At 40.5% G+C, this 18229-nt stretch carries 20 protein-coding genes and 1 tRNA gene; 1 reads left to right on the top strand and 20 read right to left on the bottom strand.

The features are described 5' to 3' along the window. Nucleotides 1-46 precede the first annotated feature (46 nt). From PHG87_07075 to PHG87_07015, 13 genes are all read right to left on the bottom strand, one after another. Nucleotides 47-760 (bottom strand): MraY family glycosyltransferase, encoded by a 714-nt coding sequence (locus PHG87_07075; GenBank protein MDD5477937.1) that lies wholly within the window; start codon nt 758-760, stop codon nt 47-49. 112 nt (nt 761-872) lie between these two features. Then, a complete protein-coding gene (locus tag PHG87_07070) occupies nt 873-1997 on the bottom strand; it encodes an O-antigen ligase family protein (protein ID MDD5477936.1) in 1125 nt (374 codons plus the stop codon). Beyond that, nucleotides 1997-4552, bottom strand: a complete 2556-nt coding sequence (locus tag PHG87_07065; protein ID MDD5477935.1) for a cation-translocating P-type ATPase — start codon at nt 4550-4552, stop codon at nt 1997-1999. Before PHG87_07065 ends, PHG87_07070 begins: the two co-directional genes overlap by 1 nt. A gap of 79 nt (nt 4553-4631) precedes the next feature. Beyond that, the gene (locus PHG87_07060; GenBank protein MDD5477934.1) at nt 4632-5567 is read right to left on the bottom strand and encodes a class A beta-lactamase-related serine hydrolase; all 936 of its coding nucleotides are present in this window, start codon (nt 5565-5567) and stop codon (nt 4632-4634) included. 56 nt (nt 5568-5623) lie between these two features. Further along, the gene (locus PHG87_07055) at nt 5624-6037 is read right to left on the bottom strand and encodes a hypothetical protein (protein ID MDD5477933.1); all 414 of its coding nucleotides are present in this window, start codon (nt 6035-6037) and stop codon (nt 5624-5626) included. Between the two features lie 52 nt (nt 6038-6089). After that, the gene (locus tag PHG87_07050; GenBank protein ID MDD5477932.1) at nt 6090-6383 is read right to left on the bottom strand and encodes a hypothetical protein; all 294 of its coding nucleotides are present in this window, start codon (nt 6381-6383) and stop codon (nt 6090-6092) included. 40 nt (nt 6384-6423) lie between these two features. Further along, on the bottom strand, nt 6424-6711 hold the full coding sequence (locus PHG87_07045) for a hypothetical protein (GenBank protein MDD5477931.1): 288 nt from the start codon (nt 6709-6711) through the stop codon (nt 6424-6426). A gap of 103 nt (nt 6712-6814) precedes the next feature. Beyond that, entirely contained in the window at nt 6815-7678 is an 864-nt protein-coding gene (locus PHG87_07040) for a 2-oxoacid:ferredoxin oxidoreductase subunit beta (GenBank protein ID MDD5477930.1), read from the bottom strand. Beyond that, nucleotides 7675-9390 (bottom strand): 2-oxoacid:acceptor oxidoreductase subunit alpha, encoded by a 1716-nt coding sequence (locus PHG87_07035; GenBank protein ID MDD5477929.1) that lies wholly within the window; start codon nt 9388-9390, stop codon nt 7675-7677. The genes PHG87_07040 and PHG87_07035 overlap by 4 nt, the downstream gene beginning before the upstream one ends. Nucleotides 9391-9426: 36 nt before the next feature. Next, nucleotides 9427-9864: a glycine zipper domain-containing protein gene (locus PHG87_07030; protein ID MDD5477928.1), complete on the bottom strand. Its 438-nt coding sequence runs from the start codon at nt 9862-9864 to the stop codon at nt 9427-9429. 16 nt (nt 9865-9880) lie between these two features. After that, entirely contained in the window at nt 9881-10309 is a 429-nt protein-coding gene (locus tag PHG87_07025; GenBank protein MDD5477927.1) for a hypothetical protein, read from the bottom strand. A gap of 12 nt (nt 10310-10321) precedes the next feature. Then, nucleotides 10322-10786, bottom strand: coding sequence for a rhodanese-like domain-containing protein (locus PHG87_07020; protein MDD5477926.1), 465 nt, complete (start codon nt 10784-10786; stop codon nt 10322-10324). 50 nt (nt 10787-10836) lie between these two features. Beyond that, the gene (locus tag PHG87_07015; GenBank protein ID MDD5477925.1) at nt 10837-11268 is read right to left on the bottom strand and encodes a hypothetical protein; all 432 of its coding nucleotides are present in this window, start codon (nt 11266-11268) and stop codon (nt 10837-10839) included. A gap of 186 nt (nt 11269-11454) precedes the next feature. Here PHG87_07015 and PHG87_07010 point away from each other — a divergent pair, with 186 nt between their 5' ends. Then, a complete protein-coding gene (locus tag PHG87_07010) occupies nt 11455-12057 on the top strand; it encodes a DDE-type integrase/transposase/recombinase (GenBank protein ID MDD5477924.1) in 603 nt (200 codons plus the stop codon). Between the two features lie 106 nt (nt 12058-12163). Here PHG87_07010 and PHG87_07005 read toward each other — a convergent pair whose 3' ends face one another. The 7 genes from PHG87_07005 to PHG87_06975 form a co-directional block, all read right to left on the bottom strand. Beyond that, entirely contained in the window at nt 12164-12661 is a 498-nt protein-coding gene (locus PHG87_07005) for a hypothetical protein (protein ID MDD5477923.1), read from the bottom strand. A 65-nt stretch (nt 12662-12726) separates the two neighbouring features. After that, nucleotides 12727-13494 carry a hypothetical protein gene (locus PHG87_07000; GenBank protein MDD5477922.1) on the bottom strand — a complete coding sequence of 256 codons (768 nt, stop codon included), beginning with the start codon at nt 13492-13494 and terminating at the stop codon, nt 12727-12729. Nucleotides 13495-13715: 221 nt separating this feature from the next. Next, a complete protein-coding gene (locus PHG87_06995; GenBank protein MDD5477921.1) occupies nt 13716-14462 on the bottom strand; it encodes a transporter in 747 nt (248 codons plus the stop codon). Nucleotides 14463-14592: 130 nt separating this feature from the next. After that, a complete protein-coding gene (locus PHG87_06990) occupies nt 14593-14778 on the bottom strand; it encodes a hypothetical protein (GenBank protein MDD5477920.1) in 186 nt (61 codons plus the stop codon). 11 nt (nt 14779-14789) lie between these two features. Continuing rightward, a complete protein-coding gene (locus PHG87_06985) occupies nt 14790-16070 on the bottom strand; it encodes a CBS domain-containing protein (protein ID MDD5477919.1) in 1281 nt (426 codons plus the stop codon). Between the two features lie 249 nt (nt 16071-16319). Further along, the gene (locus tag PHG87_06980; protein ID MDD5477918.1) at nt 16320-17591 is read right to left on the bottom strand and encodes a divalent metal cation transporter; all 1272 of its coding nucleotides are present in this window, start codon (nt 17589-17591) and stop codon (nt 16320-16322) included. A gap of 275 nt (nt 17592-17866) precedes the next feature. Continuing rightward, nucleotides 17867-17937: transfer RNA gene (locus PHG87_06975), tRNA-Gln, on the bottom strand. Between the last annotated feature and the right edge of the window lie 292 nt (nt 17938-18229).

Genomic DNA, 18229 nt, shown 5'->3' with positions numbered 1-18229 from the left:
AATGTGGTCTTTACTTTTACTAAAAGGCGGCCTTCCTTTGGCCAACCTAAAAATAATCAGTAACACGGTATCGATGATCGGCAATCCAAGAATCATCACCGGGCCAAGCAGGGCAAAAATATTGCTTGCAGACGCATAATGCGTCATTAAGGCAACAGAAGCAACGAGTTGCCCAAATAGACTCTGGCCGGAGGAAGATTAAAAATAAGGACCCCAAGCTGGCTGCGCATAAAATCAGGCTGAGCACCTGCACATTCGGATCCGCGCTCAAAAAACCCATTGCTAGAAATGCGCTGCTTACAATTAAAGCGGTCCCCGCGGCTAGGCCATCCATAATATCAAGCAGGTTAAAAGCATTGGTTATGCCTAAAATCCAAAGAAAGGAAATTGCGGCGTTTGGCCAAAAACCTAAATACATAATATCGGTCCTTACCCCGAAGGAAATTAATAATACCGCGCAAATTGCCTGCCCCAAAAATTTCTGCGCTACTGACAGCTCTCTTAAATCATCAACTATGCCTAAAAATAGCATGAATAAACCGGCCGAGGATACCGCCAATATCCTGGATACAGAAAGATCAAAAGCATAAAGACCTAAACTCAAAGAAAAAACAAAAGCCAGCCCCATCCCTAAACCTCCCACCAAGGGAATGTCTTTTACCCTAAAGATTCTGTATTTTAAAGAGAGTTTCGCCAACAAGGATGTAAAAACTATACCAAAGGTTAAAGCGGCGGTAAAAATAACCCAATATTTAAGCATTCTGTCCCCCTTACCATAAATCAAAATCGGAAACAACGATCATTTTTAATTCTCCATTTAATTCTATCATACTTGCCGCACTTAAAGAAACCCTTTTACGGCTGTAGTATTTTCATTTTTTATCTAAGGATGTAATCAGCCCTAAAATTACCCACCACACAAAAACCACCTCCGGAAGAAAAAACGTAAAATCTGAAAAATTATGGATTAAAAAAACCAGGCTTGCCACAAGCAGGCAGGCGGTTTGTCTTTTATAAGGCAATTGTGCCAGGTTTTTAATGCAAGATTTAAGAACCGTATAGGCGATCCAGTTAAAAGCAAACAAACCTAACATCCCCATCTCCGCCCAGATTTGTAAATAAGAGTTATGCGCATAGCGGCTGGCCTTGAGATTAAAGTTACCTAAACCTACGCCGGCCAAAGGATGCGCCTGAATTATTCCTAAGGCCTCCTTCCAATAATTTAATCTCATAACCGTGGAGAAGAAAGGCTGAATATGTTCAATCCGTGTCGCCGAGCGGTAAATAAAGATAATAATTATCGATATAAATAACCCGGAAAGAATGGCAATTTTACTCTTCTTTATTTTCCCCCTCAAGCAGAAACAAATAATCAAGGCGCAAAATAAGCTTAAAAATGCCCCCAAAGATCCCGTAAGAAACAGGGCCAAAAATACCGGCAGGATCAGCCAAATTCTATTTTTGTTAATCAAAAACAGCGGGATCACCATGGCTAAATAACCGCCTAAAACCCCGGGGGTCACAAAAGGCAAAAAAACTCTTCTGCGGGCCAGGTAATCCGAAGCAAAAGGAAACAAAAGCCCGTTGTTATTTACTAAATAATCTGATACCCGGCTAAAACCTAAGAAATATTGATATATCGCCAAAAGGCTGACCGCTAATCCGGTGAGCATAATTGCCTGTATCGCTAATGATTTATCATCCTCTGAGAGAGAAGCAGCGATAAGAAATAAAAGCAGTCCGGTTATATATTTATAAAGTTCCGCTAAACTATTTACTTTATTTTGAGAAAAAATCAGGGAGATAAATAACGCTAAAATGAACAAAAGAACAGGATAGATTAAAACCTGAAGCTTTGAGAATAATAGTTTCTTGTAGATTACATATATTCCCAAAAAGATTAGGAGCCCTGTAGAATAAATAAAATTTAAATAAGGAAAGGCTTGTGAAGAAATAAAAGGGCGGATAAAAATTGCCGCTAGAAGGATTAAAAGCATTATACTGTCATCCTATTCTTATTCAACGCCTTAAAACCTTCAAACCACAATAAACTTACCACCCCGCTGGCCAAAGTGATTAATAAATCCGCCGCGGATAAAACGGAAAAATGGAAGAGGTTGCGTAATACCGGAAGATAAATCACCAAGAAAAGCGCGCTTATTGCCGCTAATACCACCACCCACAAGGCTTTATTCTTCGCTTTAAGAATACCGGCCAGATTTTTAGACCAGGAAAGATTGGTTATAATTAGCATTATATTGGCAAACACCAGGGTGGTAAAAGATAATGTGCGCGCCTCCAGTTCCCCTTTCTTCAGATATAATGCCAACATGAATACCAAAAACACTACGGTTAATATGCCCAGCCCTTGCAGCAGGCTGAAAATAAACGCCTTTTTACTAAATAAGGATTCCCGCAAATTGCGCGGCGGCCTATTCATGATATTATTCTCATCGGGACAGGCTTCAAAAACCGTGGAGCATGCCGGATCGATAATCAATTCCAAAAAAGCGATGTGCGCGGGCAAAAGCACGATCGGTAAATTAAACAAAACCGGTAAAAATGACATCCCGGCAATCGGCACATGGATGGCAAAAATATAGGCAATGGCTTTCTTCAGGTTATCAAAAATCCTCCTGCCAAGCTTGACTGCCTGCACAATCGATGAAAAATCATCATTAAGCAATACCAATGCTGACGCCTCACGAGCCACATCCGTGCCCCGCTCCCCCATAGCAATACCGATATCTGCCGATTTTAGAGCCGCGGCATCGTTAACCCCGTCTCCGGTCATGGCTACAATCGCCTGGTTAGCTTTCAAGGCGTTGATAATAAACAATTTTTGCTCGGGAACCACCCGGGCAAAGATATTCACTGTTTTTATCCTTTCCCTGAGCACAAGGTGATCCATTTCCTCCAGTTCCTGCCCGGTTATATAAGTCTCAGGGTTTTTTAAGCCGATCTCTCTGGCAATATGGATAGCGGTACCCGGATAATCTCCGGTAACCATAATCACGCGCATACCCGCGTCATGGGCTTCCCTGATAGCGGAAGTAACAGCCGGCCGCACCGGGTCGATGAATCCCAGTAAACCCACCAGCTCAAATGTGAAATCATGCTGTAAATCCGGAAGTTCTTTTTTTCTAAAAGATGCCCTGGCTACCCCTAAAATACGCAATCCCCGCCTGGCCATCTCTTCTACGCATTTAACTAATCGGGCATACTGTTCTTTATTAAGATGGCAAAGGTCAGCGATTGCCTCGGGAGATCCCTTGGCGGCAATAATATAATTTTGTTTATCCGGAGATTCCCAGACATGAGATAAAGCCAATTGCTCCTTAGATAAGGAATATTCTTTGATCATCCTCCAGTTATTATGGATATGTTCAGAGCCTAACAAATAAAGCTCACCCAAGCGTTTTACTTCTTTTTCTATCGGGTCAAAAGGATCTTTTTGGCTGGCCAAAATAGCATATTCCATAAGATTATGCACTGCTTCCGGTAAGCCGTCAGATTTTTTAACCCCGACATCATAATGAACACCGTTAACGCACAGGGCAGTTAAACGCATGGCATTGAGAGTAAGCGTTCCGGTCTTATCCGTGCACAAAACCGTGGCTGCCCCCAGGGTTTCGATGGCCGGGGTACGCCTGGTCAAGACCTGGCTTTTGGAAATTCTCCAGGCGCCTAAAGTAAGGAAGATGATTAAAACTACCGGAAACTCTTCCGGCAGCATCGCCATGCTCAAGGTTAAGCCGGAAAGAACGCCGTTTAACCAGTTCCCGCGCGACAAACCGTAAAGCACGATTACCAATAAACAAAGTATTACTCCGGCAATAGAAAAATTACGCACAATTTTTCCTATTTCTTTTTGCAAAAGAGTATCCTCTTGACGAATACTCTGCAGGGAGCGGCCGATTTTACCCATTTCAGTATGCATCCCGATAGAGCTGACTTTTGCCAGGCCCCGCCCGGCCACGACTAAAGTTCCTGAATAGACAAAGGGAAGGTCATCCCCGCCCGGCCTTTTAATGCTGACTTCTCCATCCCATTCACATTTACGCACAGCCACCGATTCTCCGGTTAACAAAGATTCATCTACTGATAAATTAGAACAGGATATGATCATAGCGTCGGCAGGGACCCGGTCTCCTTCTTGAAGAATTATAATGTCACCCTTGGCCACCTGGCCTCCGGCGATTCTTCTGCGGATTCCGTCGCGGATAACCAAAGCCCTGGGGCTGGAAAGGTCCCGTAAAGCCTCCAAAGTCCTTTCGGTTTTTCTCTCCTGATAAAAGGTGATACCCACCACCGCGAATACAAAAGAAAGCAACATCAAGGCATCTTTTGGTTCACCTAAAAATAGATAAATCAGCCCGCTTCCGATTAACAGAAGCAGCATGGGTTCTTTTACCACGCTAAAGAATATTACAAAAATACTGCGCTTTTTCTGAGAGGGGATTTCATTATAGCCGTATTTTTTAATGCTCTCCAAGGCCTCTTTCTCGGTAAGACCTTGAATATTTTTCAATTCTTCTTCTTTAATTACCATTTAATCTCCGCATAAAAAAAGCAAAACCTGTCCTCTTTTTCATTTTAAGGCCAAGCATTGCTTTGTCAATGAGAAAAATTTAATTAAAGTTTTTATAGTAATTGTAGGTGGATAACGCGATATCGGAAATCAGCTTCTTGGCGGGCAAGGCATACCTGTTCCCATGTTTTACCAAAACACAGATTAAAAAATTACCTTTCTGGGTATACACTATTCCCGCATCGTGGCAAATATGCCTTTCTAGGCCCGTCTTATGCGCGACAGAAACCTCGTCTTTAGGAAGATCTCTGGGAATGCGGTCATTAATCTTCTGCTGGTTCAACAGGAGGAGGCACTTCTCAGATATTTCCTGATTTAAAAACTGCCGGCGGTAAAGCTTTTCCAATATATACGCCATATCAGCGGCAGTAGTATAATTTTCCTGGCCTTCTCTTCTGCCTCTAAAATCTAACATATTGCGGGCAATATTAGTATTTTTTAATCCCATTTTCTTAAAATATGCGTTCAAGGTATCAAACCCCAATAAATCTATCAACGCGTTTGCGGCGGCATTATCACTTACGGTAATCATCGGATCAAATAATTCTTCAACCATAAATTGAGAGCCAACCGGAAATTTTCCCAGCACCTTTGAACCGGACACCATCTCAAAAGATTTAAGTTTTATATTGTCTTTAAGATTGACCTTGTCTTCCTGGGCAGCATAAAAATAAGAAAGCATGATGGGAACCTTGACCAAGCTTGCTGAGGGGATTAAAGTATCCTCATTAAACGAGATTACCCACCCTGTATTTAAATCTTCAACCACTAAACCAACCTCGCCTTTAAAATTCCCGATTTTGTTCTCAAGGCTCTTCTTGAGGCGCAACCACCCCTCTTTTTTCTTGTTAAGGATACATTGTTCCCTATTGAAACTCAAATTTTCTTCATATATCTTATATGCCTTATATGAAAAAAACACAACTATCCCAAAAATAATAATGAAAATTAATAAAAAAGTGGTTTTTGTTTTCATGGCTTTTAGATTACGGCAGGCACGATTATCCCGTGCCGTAATCTATAATAATTTTATTATTCTACTAATTTGATCGACTCTGCCCTGTGAGTACCGGATTGCTTAGTTATATACTCTACGGTAACTTTATCGTCCTTCTTTATTTCCGTTAGAGTGATTATTTTTGTATCTTTGGCAACAATAGGAGTACCGGGCTTTACTACCAAACTCAGTTTTTGGCCGTCTTCGCCGATAACCACAATCTCCGGTTTTATCCCTTTACTGAGGTCGCCAATTGATACCGTCTCAACTTTACCGGTAATACTTTTACTTAGAACCGGAGCCGGAACAGAAACAGGAGCCACCGCGACAGGCGCAGTTGCCGATCCAGCTGGTTTTTGAGGCTCTTTGGCTGCTGTTGATTCCTGCTGGGCGAAACACAGAGAGTTAATAAATGTAACCGCAATTAATGTAAAAAGTATCTTTTTCATTCTAGTCCTTTCCTTATAATTAGTACCCCTAAACTATCCTTATTTCGGTTTTTTATTTATCCTTTTTAGCGTCTATTTTTTCTCCAACCTCTTTCTTATCTGCTTTCGGTATTTCCTTCGTTTGCGTTTTCTTGCTCTCTTTTAATTCTGCGCTTTTATTTCCTTTTTTCAGCAGCTTCTTAATCTTGTGCTTGCTTTTTTTCGGTTCCTTAGAAGAACTTTTGGCCGTGGTTGTTTCTTTAGCTCTATCTTGTTGAGCTAATAATGTTTTTTGCGAGAACGCTAATGTCAACCCGACAACCAAGGTAACTATGAACCCAAATAAAGTTAAATTTGTCCTTTTCATATTAAACTCCTTCTAGTATTGAATTTAGCTTAGGAAATAATTATATTTTAGGGTATTGCGCAAAAATTAAAAGGGGAGGCGACTTTTCCTTGCTCGATAAATAAGAAACAAGTAATTCCGAATAGGTAAAATTGTCGATACTTACATAAGATACGCCGATGCAAGGCAATAAAATCAATAAAAAACATGCGTATAATAAAAATTTATTGCAGCCGGATAAGAAATCAAGCGTTGAATCATCATTATCATAGCTGGCCTTAAAAAAAGTAGCCAAGGAAATAGCGATAATAACAATCAAGACAATTTTTAGTAAAAATATTTTTTTCATTATAATAAATACGCGGATTTTATTCCGGAAAGGGACAGTTTAATTGTTCTAAATATCTTAACTAAAACTATTTTACTCTAAATAATGAATAAAACAAGAGGAATCAAGGATAAATAAATTCTCCCAGCTCCTTACTTATATCTATATCTTTAATGTCTTCATTAATCAAAGAGTTTTTTCTATTCATCCCTCTTCTATCCTCATACGTTTCCTTCTCCTGCCGATAAATTAAACCGATGGGGATCTTCTCCCCCCACTGTGCTGCTTTCTGATATGCGGCTGCCTTATCCTGGGGGTTATACGAGGCATCGGCATTTACTTTATATACCCTCTTGGCGTACCATTCATAAGTATTTTTTTTATTAAAGCTAACACAAGGTTGTAATACATCAATCAAGGAAAACCCTTTATGTTTTATCCCTTCGGTTATCAGCCAAGAAAGATGCTCAGAATCGGCTGAATACCCCCGGGCAACGAACCCGCAGCCTAAAGCAATAGCCATCTCCAGCGGATGCAAAGGTTCCAAGACTACGCCATCGACCTGAACCTTGGTTTCATATCCTAGATCGGTAGTCGGTGAAGCCTGCCCCTTAGTGAGACCGTAAATTTGATTATTGCAAACAATAACGGTTATATCCACATTCCTGCGGATATTATGCAAAAGATGATTGCCTCCTTCGCCATAACAATCCCCGTCGCCGGTGGTAACAATTACAGTTAAATTATTGTTGGCAATTTTTGCGCCCGCGGCAGCAGGCAGGGCTCTGCCGTGAAGGCCGTTAAAACAATTGCACCTTATATAGTGCGGCAACTTGGCTGCCTGGCCGATTCCGGAGACAAATAAAATATCCTTAGGCTGTTTATTAATCGCAGTCAGGGCTTTTTTGCAGGCATTTAAAATTCCAAAATCTCCGCAGCCGGGGCACCAAGCGATTTCATCATTGCTCTTTAAGTCGTTTATATTCATTGATTTTGTATTTCTTTTATTTGTTCAATAAGCTGATCCAGATTAAACGGCCTTCCATCATACCGTAATATGGAGTTGTCGGCTTTAATGCCTGTTTCCCGCATCAGCAGTCCGGCAAGCTGGCCGCCTGCGTTATTTTCTACCGTTAAAATCTTCTTCTTATTTTTTAGCAATGGGCTTAATTCCAAACCGGGGAATGGCCATACTTGCGATAAATGCACAAACCCGAAATCTTTACCCAAAGCCTCGGAAGCTTCTTTTAATACCCCGTAGGTTGAACCAAACCCCAACAGGAGAGTTTGCGCCTTCTGCGCATTATATAGAGTCGGCTTCTCTATCTCTTGCCTAAGCCCGGCCATCTTTTTAAAAAATCTTTTCTTCACCATTTGTATGCGCGTATCCGCATCTTCGGTGATATGCCCCTCTTCATTATGCTCATCACTATCAGCATAGATAACATCCTCAATCCAAGAAGGGATAGCCCGCGGGGATATCCCAGAGTCAGTTAATTGGTATCTTTTATAACCGGACGCTTTCTGAGAATCTTCTTTTGATATAATAAACCTTTGCACGCCAGCTTTATTTAAATCAAACCCTTCAATATCCTGCAGCGAATCCGCCAGATGCTGGTCGGTCATGATCAAAACCGGAATCTGGTATTTTTCCGCGGTATTAAATGCTTTAACTGTCAGATAAAAAGCCTCCTGGATAGTGCCGGGAGCATAGATTGCCTTGGCAAACTCACCGTGCCCGGCGTGAATAAGAAAATTCAAATCTGCTTGTTCGGTACGCGTAGGGAATCCCGTAGCCGGCGCCGGACGCTGGGCATCAACGGCAACAATGGGCGTTTCGGTCATTGCGGCAAGGCTCAATCCCTCGACCATCAAAGCCAGTCCTCCTCCGGAAGTAGCGGTCATTGAGCGGGCTCCGGCAAAAGAGGCGCCGATAACCATATTGATGGCGGCAATTTCATCCTCTGCCTGCTCAACCAAAATATTAAATCTCTTTGCATACTTAGCGATTACGTTCATGATACTTGTCGAAGGGCTCATCGGATAGGCTGAATAAAATTTACAACCTGCCCGGATTGCCCCCAGGGCGATCGCGTCATTGCCATTCATTAATAAATTTTTTCCGGCCGGCGCTGATCCTACCTTGAATTTATCATTTCTAAAGTTATCCTTGGCAAAATTATAACCGGCCTGGGCTGCTTTTATGTTCTTACTGATAATTTCCTCGTCTTTATCCGCGAATAAATCTCTGATTGCCCGCTCAAGGCAATCCGGATTTACCTGCGCCAGGCCTGCCACTGCTCCGCAACAAACAGCATTGATAAAAAGGTCGCTTCCACCGATGGAATTGGCTAAATCATAGAATGGGATATTAAAAAGCACTTTGTCCTCTCCGGAAAGATTAAATTTAGCCTTATCAAAAACAATAATCCCGCCGCTGGCAACATCATTACGGTGCAATTGCACGCTTTGTTTATCCAAAGCTACCGTTATATCCGATTTTTGGCGTAAAGTATGGGTTGGTTTACCGCAGACCCTTAGCTGGAAAAAATTATTTCCACCGCGTATCCTGGACATATAATCCTGGTTGGCAAAAATATGGGACCCGTTTCTTTTAAAGATATTACAAAGTGCGGTGCCTATTGTTTGGATCCCCTGGCCGGCCTGGCCGGCAATTTTTATCGTAATCCCTTCATCCATTTATTTTTGACAATTCTATTTGGCAAATAAAGAAACCTACTTGCTTGTTCCCAGCATATAATCGATAACCTGGTCGCTTACTTTATTCTTTTTTAAATAAGTGATGGCTTCTGAGCTAAGGCGATAGGTTGAGTGCGTCCTCTGGATCTCGCTAATTATTAGCGAATCCGGAGTGCCCTGGGAAACCATTTCCACGACCTTGGTTACCGGTATATAGTAAGGATTAACCGCGCTTGCTTCTTTATCTTTTTTGTCCATCGCGTTTCCGATTAATCCGCCGCCAACTGCTCCGGCTACAGCGCCAATACCGGCGCCGGCAAGGGCATTATGGCTTTGGTAGCCGATTATGCCTCCGGCAGTGGCGCCAATTAACCCTCCGGCAACCGCTCCTGTGGCTGTCTTTGGCCCGGCGGATTCACAGCCGGCGAATACAAAAACCATAACGATAAATAATGCCAACGAGTTCCTTCGCATTTTTCCTCCTTCTGTATCAAGTTACTCCTTTTGCTTTAGCCTGACCAGATATAACATCTTGCTCGATCTTTTTATACACTTCAATGTCACACTTAAGCTCTCTGCAAATAATTCTTTCGGTTTCTGCTTTTGTCTCGGCAATTCTAATGAGTTCTTTTTGCAATCTTAAACGTTCAGTGGTTTCCTTTTTTAGTTCCCGCCATCTGCGCCAAGAGAAAACCGCAAAACCAATGCTTAAAGCTAAAAAACCAGTGATAATTTCATCTATCCAAGTTATCGATTGGGGATGTTTTTGAAAAAACTCTACAAGAAATATAAATACATTGAAGAAATAGGAAAGCAACAAGGTAACAATAACAACAGAAGCTAACACGGCTAAATCTTTAAAAGCGCTTGATCTTCTTGATTCCTGGCTGATCTTCTCGATCCCTTGCGTCTTAGCCATTTTTTATTCTCGTCATTTTACAAGCGCGTTCCCCCGTTCCTGCCACTCCCTTAAACCACCTTTATAATCGAAAACCTTATATCCAAACCCGGATAATTTCTTGGCGGCGATCGTGCTTGCATGGCATTGAAAACTACCACAGTATACAACGACAAACAAATTCTTAGGCAATTTCGCGGAAACGGTTTTATCATCTATCGTTTTAACAGGAAAAGAAATGGCGCCCCCTATGTGGCCTTTCGCATAACTTTCCGGCGATAAAACATCGACCAAGACATAATCTGCTCCCGAGTTACGAATTTTCTGGAACTGCTCGCAGGTTATTTCTTTCACGCCGTCTTTTGGCGGCACCTCTTTGAATAATTGCTCGATTAACTTTTGTTTTGCTTCCGGCCCATCTGCGCTATATGAAGTCCCGTAACCAATGCACAATACCCCAAATAAAGCAGTCAAAAAAACTATGCCAAATTTATTCATCTCCGCATCTCTCTTTCTTTTGCAAAATCAGAAATGTTCCCGGCCAGGATTCAGCGCGACATCCCGCTTTGTTTTTTTTCTCCCTGAAGACTCCTCTGGACTCTCATAGCTTTGAATTTATCCATCTGATCTTGACTTAAGATTTTACTTAACTGCTGGTCCAATTCCTGAGTTAATTTTTTCATTTGACTAAGGATAATATCTTTATCGGCCCCCTGCTGTTTCAGGGTTTCCCTGAGTTCTTTTCGTTTAGCCCTGTTCTGTTCAATAATGGGCTTAAGGGCGTCTGCTTGCTCTTGGGTTAAATCAAGATCTGTTTTCATTTTTTGAACCACATCATCAACGGTTAGTGGTTTCCGTACACCTGGCTGTTCTGTAGAGGTTGGTTGAGTTTGGGTATTTGACTGTGCTTGAGCACAAACATACCCTCCGAGAAATAAAAAAACACCTAAGACAGCCCCTAATGTTTTAACAGTTTTCATCCTGCTCCCTCCTTTTTTATGCTGTTTATTGTTCTAGTCTTTCTTCCGTATAATACTACAATTTCCTGCATAATACTATTTTTTATGGCCCTGCTCCTGCAAATATTAGATATAATTATATCCTGCGCGCGTTGCTATAGGTAATAACTGTATCTCTTAATACTAATAAACTAATTATATAGGAAATTGGGGATAATTACAAGAATTAGGCTTATTAGAGATAAATTTAATGCCCCTCTGCGTCCCAAGCCTCATGCCGCTCGCCCTAACCACTTCTGGGGTATTGATATGACCAAAATCAAAATGACCGGCTGGGGATGGCTCTATCTTACCGTGGTTCTTAACTGGTACACCAAGGAGATTGTCGGCTACCATCTTGGATTACAGTCTAAAACCGAAGATTGGCTTAAAGCATTGAACCGAGCGGTTGATTCCCGATTCCCCAAGGGGATTCAAGAGACGGAAAAAGAACAGTTATTCTTGATCTCCGACAACGGCTGCCAACCCACGTCCCAGCGATTCATGATGAACTGCGCAGTCATGGGAATCAAACAGATATTCACCACCTGGTCGAATCCCAAAGGCAATTCTGATACCGAACGGGTCATGCGTACCATCAAAGAAGACATTGTCTGGTGCTATGACTGGGATAACCCGTTTGACTTTGAAATCGCGCTCAATAAATGGATCAACAACTACAATACGGATTACCCGCATCAAAGCTTAAACAACATGACGCCAAAACAGTGCTTTGAAACGTGTCTCAACAAAGAGCCGGTTCTAACTTGAAAACCCCTTGACTAATGGGGAGCATTACAATTACAACTTATTACTTATAAAAATAATAGCAGCAGGATTTTTTAGCCCTGCCGCTATTTACTATATAACAGTCCTTTTATTTAGTCTCGCCTTGTTCTGATTTAGGCTCTACCTTCTCCCCCGTTTCTTCTTTCTCGTTCTTTTCTTCAGCCGACTTTTGCATTGCAGTCTTCTGCTTTGGCACTGTCAAAGCCATTAAACCCTTTGCTAAATCCGGATGATTAATTTGAAGAGCTGCTGCGGAATCTTTATAAAGCTGGATTCTTGCATCATGTTTGGCTTTCCATTCAGCTGAACCTTTTGCTACTTTTTCTTTACTGCCTTCCGCTTTCTCATTTGACTGCCCGTTCACAATATCAGTCAATTTTATTGCTAAATCTGGATTTGTCACCTGGAGAGCTGCTGCGGAATCCTGCAGAAGCTTAATTCTAGCTTCATGTCTTGCTTTCTTTGCTGCTGCTACTGGAGTTGCCGCTGGTGCTGATGTTGCAGTTTCTGCGAATGATACCCCTGAAACAAAACCCAATATCCCCACCACGACTAACCCGAGAAACACATTTCTTGACACTTTCATCGCTTCCTCCTTTTAGTTTATTTAACTTTACGTATTTTATCACAGATCCCAGAATTACAAACAAGTTAGAGTTCCTGTTTAGGTATTTTCCACCTCCCTTTTTCTAATTTATTCTCTTTAGTAATTGCAAAAAATAAGATTATACAAATAACTATTGAAGAATTCACTGTACCAAGGTTAATGCCACCCTTCGTAATGGGCTTAGTAAGAAAATCTCCAAATGTAGCGCCAAATGGCCTTGTTAAAACAAAAGCCACCCAGAATAACAATACATTGGAGACTTTGGTATAGAAGTGTAGTAGGGCTACAATAACAAGTACCACGGATATCGCAATCGCACTATGCGCAAATCCAAGCCCCAAGTTATCAGCAAATAAATCCCCTGCGGCAGTTCCCAATGTATTTGCAAATAAAAATGCTGTCCAATAAAAGATCTCCGCAGTAGGCGTAGTAATATGTTCTACATTTATCGACTTTTCCTTCTTATACCAAACTGCAAGGACTATCAATAGCATCACTATCAGACCGGCAGAACCCAATGTATAACCAAGTCCTAATGTACGATCTATAAAATCAGATATTGCGGTCCCTGCGATAGCTGATGCGGTGAAAGTTAACCAATAAACCCAGGGGTGGTACCCTCTCAAGGAAAGTTTAATTGCAAGAAATACAAGAAACAGAGCCATAAATATCATAACAGTATCTCCATAGCCTAAATTAAAGGTCATGGAAAACATATCTGCACCGGTCTCTCCTAATGTTGTAGATACTATTTTGATTACCCAATACAGGAAAATGATGTGGGGAACTCTATTTTTTGCCGTTTTAGTCATAAATGCATTGTCCTCTCTAATCCTAAAATTACAAGCAATTTAGCGAATAAGCAAAGAGGGCTAAACGGTTAAGTCCAGCCCTAATATACTATATATCCCTACTCTGCGCCTATTGGACAAAATATGCAACTGGCTGTATACGGAAGATGCGAAACAGCTATCTAAAGAACTGGCTATTTTAGTATACCATAAACATAATACTAAGGTTATATTTTCAAGCTTCAAAATGAACATACTAAAGTTAAGACTATTGAATCATTAGCGGTTGTGTTTTTGCCCAGAACAACTCTTTGATATGCTATTTCTGTCTGAATCTTATCATTTGCCCAGCCTATGCCAGGAGAAATAGTCAAAGATCTTATACCTGTGGATGGTTGTCTTGTCCCATTCTGATACTTATCCTTCTGCCAAAAAGTATTTGCTTCTAACATAAGGCTAAAACCTTTGGTTAAAAAATACTCTATAGAAAAATCGGAATTAATAAAATTAGCGTAATCGCTATTAACACCATCACCCCGTACCTCCCGCGGAAAACTATAGATATAATCAAAATGAAGAATGAAGGGTTTAAGCTTTTTAGTCATATCTATGCCGATTCCTGGTGTCCAGGCTCCTGGACTAGAAGTAGCGCCATTTAAATCTGTACCTAGCTTGTTTGGATCAAGATGTTGATACTTGCCAGTTGGCACTTTAAGTTGAAGCATACCGTCAATATCTGGGAACCATCCTTCTTCTTTTTCATGACAAGTGCAATATCGTAACAGAAAAAGGCTATCGCCTAAACCTGCGTCATGCGCTCTTAAATTTCCTTGCTTAATATAATTCTGTTGATAAATAGTTTGGGCAGCCAGCTCTATATTATCTGTAAAACCATATTTCAAGAGAATTTGTTCCTGATATTGGGATTGCTTATCACCATCTGGTAAAGCTTTATAATCACCCTTAGGATCAAACTGGCCTCTTGTCATATTATAAAAGAAAAAAGGCTGGGCCTGAAACTTCCCCTTTCCACACAGATCTGCAGTCCAAGTTGTGATTGGACCAGCAGAAGGTAGATTCCAGTTTATTGAATTTATTCTTTGGAATAAAAGGTGGGGTTTAAACCATGCACTTTGCAGGTATATTCTTTATATTGTCCTGTAGCTTCGCGTTTTCTACCCTAAGATATTTAATTTCTTTATAGAGGTAAAGTTCATTGTCTTTATGAGTGTTATCTATTTTTATAAGCCAACCTATTAAAGAAAGTAACCCAGCTATTCCTAAAATAGTTAAAATGGCTTGCACGTAGCCTCCTTCTATCCTAAATAAAGATGCTTCAAATTCATAACATCTCGGTAAGGAACAACTCCGAGCATTTTTCCGGATTTATCTATAATAGGTAACGCGCGAAAAGAATATCTTGCAAACATTTCTGAAGCTTGTTTCAGCGTGCTTTCGGGAGTAAGGATAATTACTTTGGAAACCATAACATCCTTAAGCAAAACTTCATCTTCGGCTATTAAAAGTTCTTTAAGATCTATTACCCCTAATAATTTTTCCTGTTCATCCAAAATATAAAGATACATTATTGCTTCTTTACCTTTAGCTGCCCGCTGAAAAGCCCTGCGCGCCTGTAAAGCTGTTCTCTCAGGAGTAAATTTTAGAAAATTTGTTGCGGCAAAATCAACAATCTTTTCTTCTTGTTTCTCTAAAATATCCTGGATCTTAATCGCATTCTCTTTATTAAGCAATTGTAGGATAGCTTTTACCTCCCACCAAGGCAATACGGATAAAATATCCGCAGCCTGTCCAGGAGTCATCTCATTAATGAGCTGTGCTGCACGCTCCTTCTTCAGTGAAGCTATCATGTCCCTCTGAACCCTTGGGTCTAACTCTTCTAAGGTATCAGAAGCATGCTCAGTATCTAACTCCCCGAATATAGCGACTCTTTGAGCAGGATCCATTTCTTCCAGAATATCCGCCAAATCAACTGGCGGCATATCAGCCAGCCTCTCTTTCAGCACCTTTAACTTAAGGTCTCCTTTAAAACTACTGATTTGTTCCGGTAGCGGCTCAACATAGCTCCATGAAACTGTCTGACTCCTGATCTTTGCGGCTAGGTTATAAATAAAATCGGCCAACCACTTTAAACCAATTCTACGAAGCAAGCCGTATTTACTTAAATCTACATCGGTAACATATAACTTACTATTCTTTAAAACTAATTTTACATCATAAACCATCTCTACTTCTCTGCCCTCACCATCAAGTACTCTTTTATCGAGAATATAATCCTTTAACAATATTGCTCCTTCTGGAGGGTTAGCAGTATATTGTTCTATAGTTTCAATATCGATAATAATATTTTTATCCGACAAAGATTTTAATTTTTCCCAGGGCACAAGCAAGGCTGGCTCACCAAACGGCCGGGCAATACAAAGATGCGTTACTTCCGCAATTTTATCTTTATCTACAATTAAAAAATCCGTAAGCTTGCCGATTTTATTATCATGCAAGAAAACCGGTAGTTTCACTATTTCACTTAAAAAATAGCTTTTTCCTATCTCCCTATTATTTACCTGGTTAGTTTCGTTCATAGATAGTCCCTAATTTACTTGGCTGTCAGTGTCGTATAGAATTTGAAGAATAACAACCCAACCAAGACAATCAAATAAATCCGCAAACACAATAAAGCAATTTTTACTGCCCTACTTGTCCTTAATTGCGGAGTAGCATATTTGGTATTAATTGCATGAATCGCAGAAAATGTATCACTAAAAAACTTTTTTATATGGTTAAAAATAAAGCTATTTGAGGATAATCCCATATTTATCTCCTGCAAAAGGTTACTTAAAAATATTCGGAAATAACGCACTGATTCCGTATAAGGTTGATAAAATAATTATACCTGCTACTATCGAAATATTAACGGTATTCTGAAGCAATGTATTCTTGAATTTACCCATCGTCCCTTCATCATTAAGAAGCAGGATTAAGAAAACAAGCGCCGCAGGCAGTAAAGTAACCGCGATTACCTGAACAAAGAGTGTAATTAAAACTAGCGGAGCACCGGGGATTAAAACTACTGTTCCGGCCGTAACTAAAGCGAAAAAATAAAATGCGTAAAACCACGGAGCTTCTTTGATCTTGTGATTTAATGAATGCGCCCAGCCAAAAACCTCGCCAAATGCCCATGAACTAGCTAGAGAAATACAAATAGCTCCCAATAACCCAGCATCAAAAAGTCCAATGGCTAAAAGCGTCCCAAGATTCTTATTTACGTTCATGAGCTGAATTGCAGCTTGAGCTGCGCTTTCGATATTTTGACCAAACAATACAGTTCCGGTAACGATAATAATAAAAACTGCAACCAGTACAGTAAAAAGTGAGCCCAGAGCGGTATCGAGTTTACCCCACCCCATGTCTTTTTCTTTCATGTTCTTGTCTACAACGGCACTTTGTTGAAAGAATATCATCCAAGGGGCAATGGTAGTCCCGATATTAGCCATCAACATAAAGAAAATCTCATTATTAAAACCACCGGGAGGAAAATGCGGGATTACACTATTATAAAGAATATCTTTAACCGAGGGATGCACTATGAAGGCAGCAGGAATATAGACCAAATTAACAGCGCAAAAAACCATGACAATTTTTTCCCATGTCCAGTAACGGCCCTGAATAACCATTCCACCCATTATTATGCATACGACGATTACGGTTATTACCGGTGGAATGTGAAAAATGCTCATGGCTGCCGTCATTCCAATAAATTCTGTAACCAAAGTCAGCCAATCTGTTAAAACCAAATCTAGTAAGGAAAACCATCCCCACAAAGGTCCGAAAGAATGAAAAATAGCTTCAGCATGACCGCGCTTAGTTACGGTTCCCAAGCGGACGGTCATTTCCTGGACAAAATAAGCAATCGGGCCTAGAAGAATAAGAAACCAAAGCAGATGATATTTATATTTAGCCCCGGTTACGGCATACGTTGTAATACCACCGGCATCATTATCGGCAATCATTACAATAATACCCGGACCAGCAAGCAATAAATATAATTTCAGTGCTTTCCAGAATTTACGGTATTTATAGAAAAGGTTGGACCAGATATTCATCTGTGTTTTTGATTTCTTACAAAGCTATTTATTAAACTTAAAAAGGCTGGATAAGATTCAGATGAGAACTTTTCGGAAGGCCACGCTGAAAAATCGCAATAAAAAAAGAAGACGCCAGTTCTCATATTTTGGGATCCTTTTAAAATGTTTAAAAACAAGAGAAGTCCCGTAGCTTTCGCTACTGTCTAAATTCTGCCCGGTATGAGAACCTGTTCTTCTTTAAAAAAAGTTTACTTCAGTATATTTTATTTGTCAATAAATTTTTAAAACTATTTCTGCCCCGCATGGACTCGAACCATGATAACAAGATCCAGAATCTTGTGTCCTACCATTAGACGACAGGGCAATGTGTTAAAAAGTATACCGTGGATAAAAAGCCAAATCAAGTAAATGTTTTGGAAATTACAACAAAATAGGACGTTCCTTTTAGAGAAACGCCCCATTTTGTTTTTATTTACCTCTTAAAATACTACCAAAGATTATCTTTTACCCAATTATCAGCCTTGCTGATTACCCCCTGATTATCTTTTACCCAATTGTTAACCTTGTTGATCGACTCCACATCTTCCTTAAATCCTTCTCTGCCTCCTTCTAGTGCACCCGTGGTCAATCCTCCGATAGCACCGGTCGTGCCTCTG

The organism is Candidatus Omnitrophota bacterium (assembly GCA_028716245.1).
In the GTDB taxonomy this organism is placed as follows: domain Bacteria; phylum Omnitrophota; class Gorgyraeia; order Gygaellales; family Profunditerraquicolaceae; genus UBA6249.
The sequence above is the reverse complement of the archived record's forward strand: the minus strand, read 5'-3'. Positions and strand labels throughout refer to the sequence as shown.

Bases quoted from the DNA above. Each gene is read 5' to 3' on its own strand.
- PHG87_07075 (MDD5477937.1), bottom strand. From the start codon at position 760: ATGCTTAAATATTGGGTTATTTTTACCGCCGCTTTAACCTTTGGTATA.
- PHG87_07070 (MDD5477936.1), bottom strand. From the start codon at position 1,997: ATGCTTTTAATCCTTCTAGCGGCAATTTTTATCCGCCCTTTTATTTCT.
- PHG87_07065 (MDD5477935.1), bottom strand. From the start codon at position 4,552: ATGGTAATTAAAGAAGAAGAATTGAAAAATATTCAAGGTCTTACCGAG.
- PHG87_07060 (MDD5477934.1), bottom strand. From the start codon at position 5,567: ATGAAAACAAAAACCACTTTTTTATTAATTTTCATTATTATTTTTGGG.
- PHG87_07055 (MDD5477933.1), bottom strand. From the start codon at position 6,037: ATGAAAAAGATACTTTTTACATTAATTGCGGTTACATTTATTAACTCT.
- PHG87_07050 (MDD5477932.1), bottom strand. From the start codon at position 6,383: ATGAAAAGGACAAATTTAACTTTATTTGGGTTCATAGTTACCTTGGTT.
- PHG87_07045 (MDD5477931.1), bottom strand. From the start codon at position 6,711: ATGAAAAAAATATTTTTACTAAAAATTGTCTTGATTGTTATTATCGCT.
- PHG87_07040 (MDD5477930.1), bottom strand. From the start codon at position 7,678: ATGAATATAAACGACTTAAAGAGCAATGATGAAATCGCTTGGTGCCCC.
- PHG87_07035 (MDD5477929.1), bottom strand. From the start codon at position 9,390: ATGGATGAAGGGATTACGATAAAAATTGCCGGCCAGGCCGGCCAGGGG.
- PHG87_07030 (MDD5477928.1), bottom strand. From the start codon at position 9,864: ATGCGAAGGAACTCGTTGGCATTATTTATCGTTATGGTTTTTGTATTC.
- PHG87_07025 (MDD5477927.1), bottom strand. From the start codon at position 10,309: ATGGCTAAGACGCAAGGGATCGAGAAGATCAGCCAGGAATCAAGAAGA.
- PHG87_07020 (MDD5477926.1), bottom strand. From the start codon at position 10,786: ATGAATAAATTTGGCATAGTTTTTTTGACTGCTTTATTTGGGGTATTG.
- PHG87_07015 (MDD5477925.1), bottom strand. From the start codon at position 11,268: ATGAAAACTGTTAAAACATTAGGGGCTGTCTTAGGTGTTTTTTTATTT.
- PHG87_07005 (MDD5477923.1), bottom strand. From the start codon at position 12,661: ATGAAAGTGTCAAGAAATGTGTTTCTCGGGTTAGTCGTGGTGGGGATA.
- PHG87_07000 (MDD5477922.1), bottom strand. From the start codon at position 13,494: ATGACTAAAACGGCAAAAAATAGAGTTCCCCACATCATTTTCCTGTAT.
- PHG87_06995 (MDD5477921.1), bottom strand. From the start codon at position 14,462: ATGACAAGAGGCCAGTTTGATCCTAAGGGTGATTATAAAGCTTTACCA.
- PHG87_06985 (MDD5477919.1), bottom strand. From the start codon at position 16,070: ATGAACGAAACTAACCAGGTAAATAATAGGGAGATAGGAAAAAGCTAT.
- PHG87_06980 (MDD5477918.1), bottom strand. From the start codon at position 17,591: ATGAATATCTGGTCCAACCTTTTCTATAAATACCGTAAATTCTGGAAA.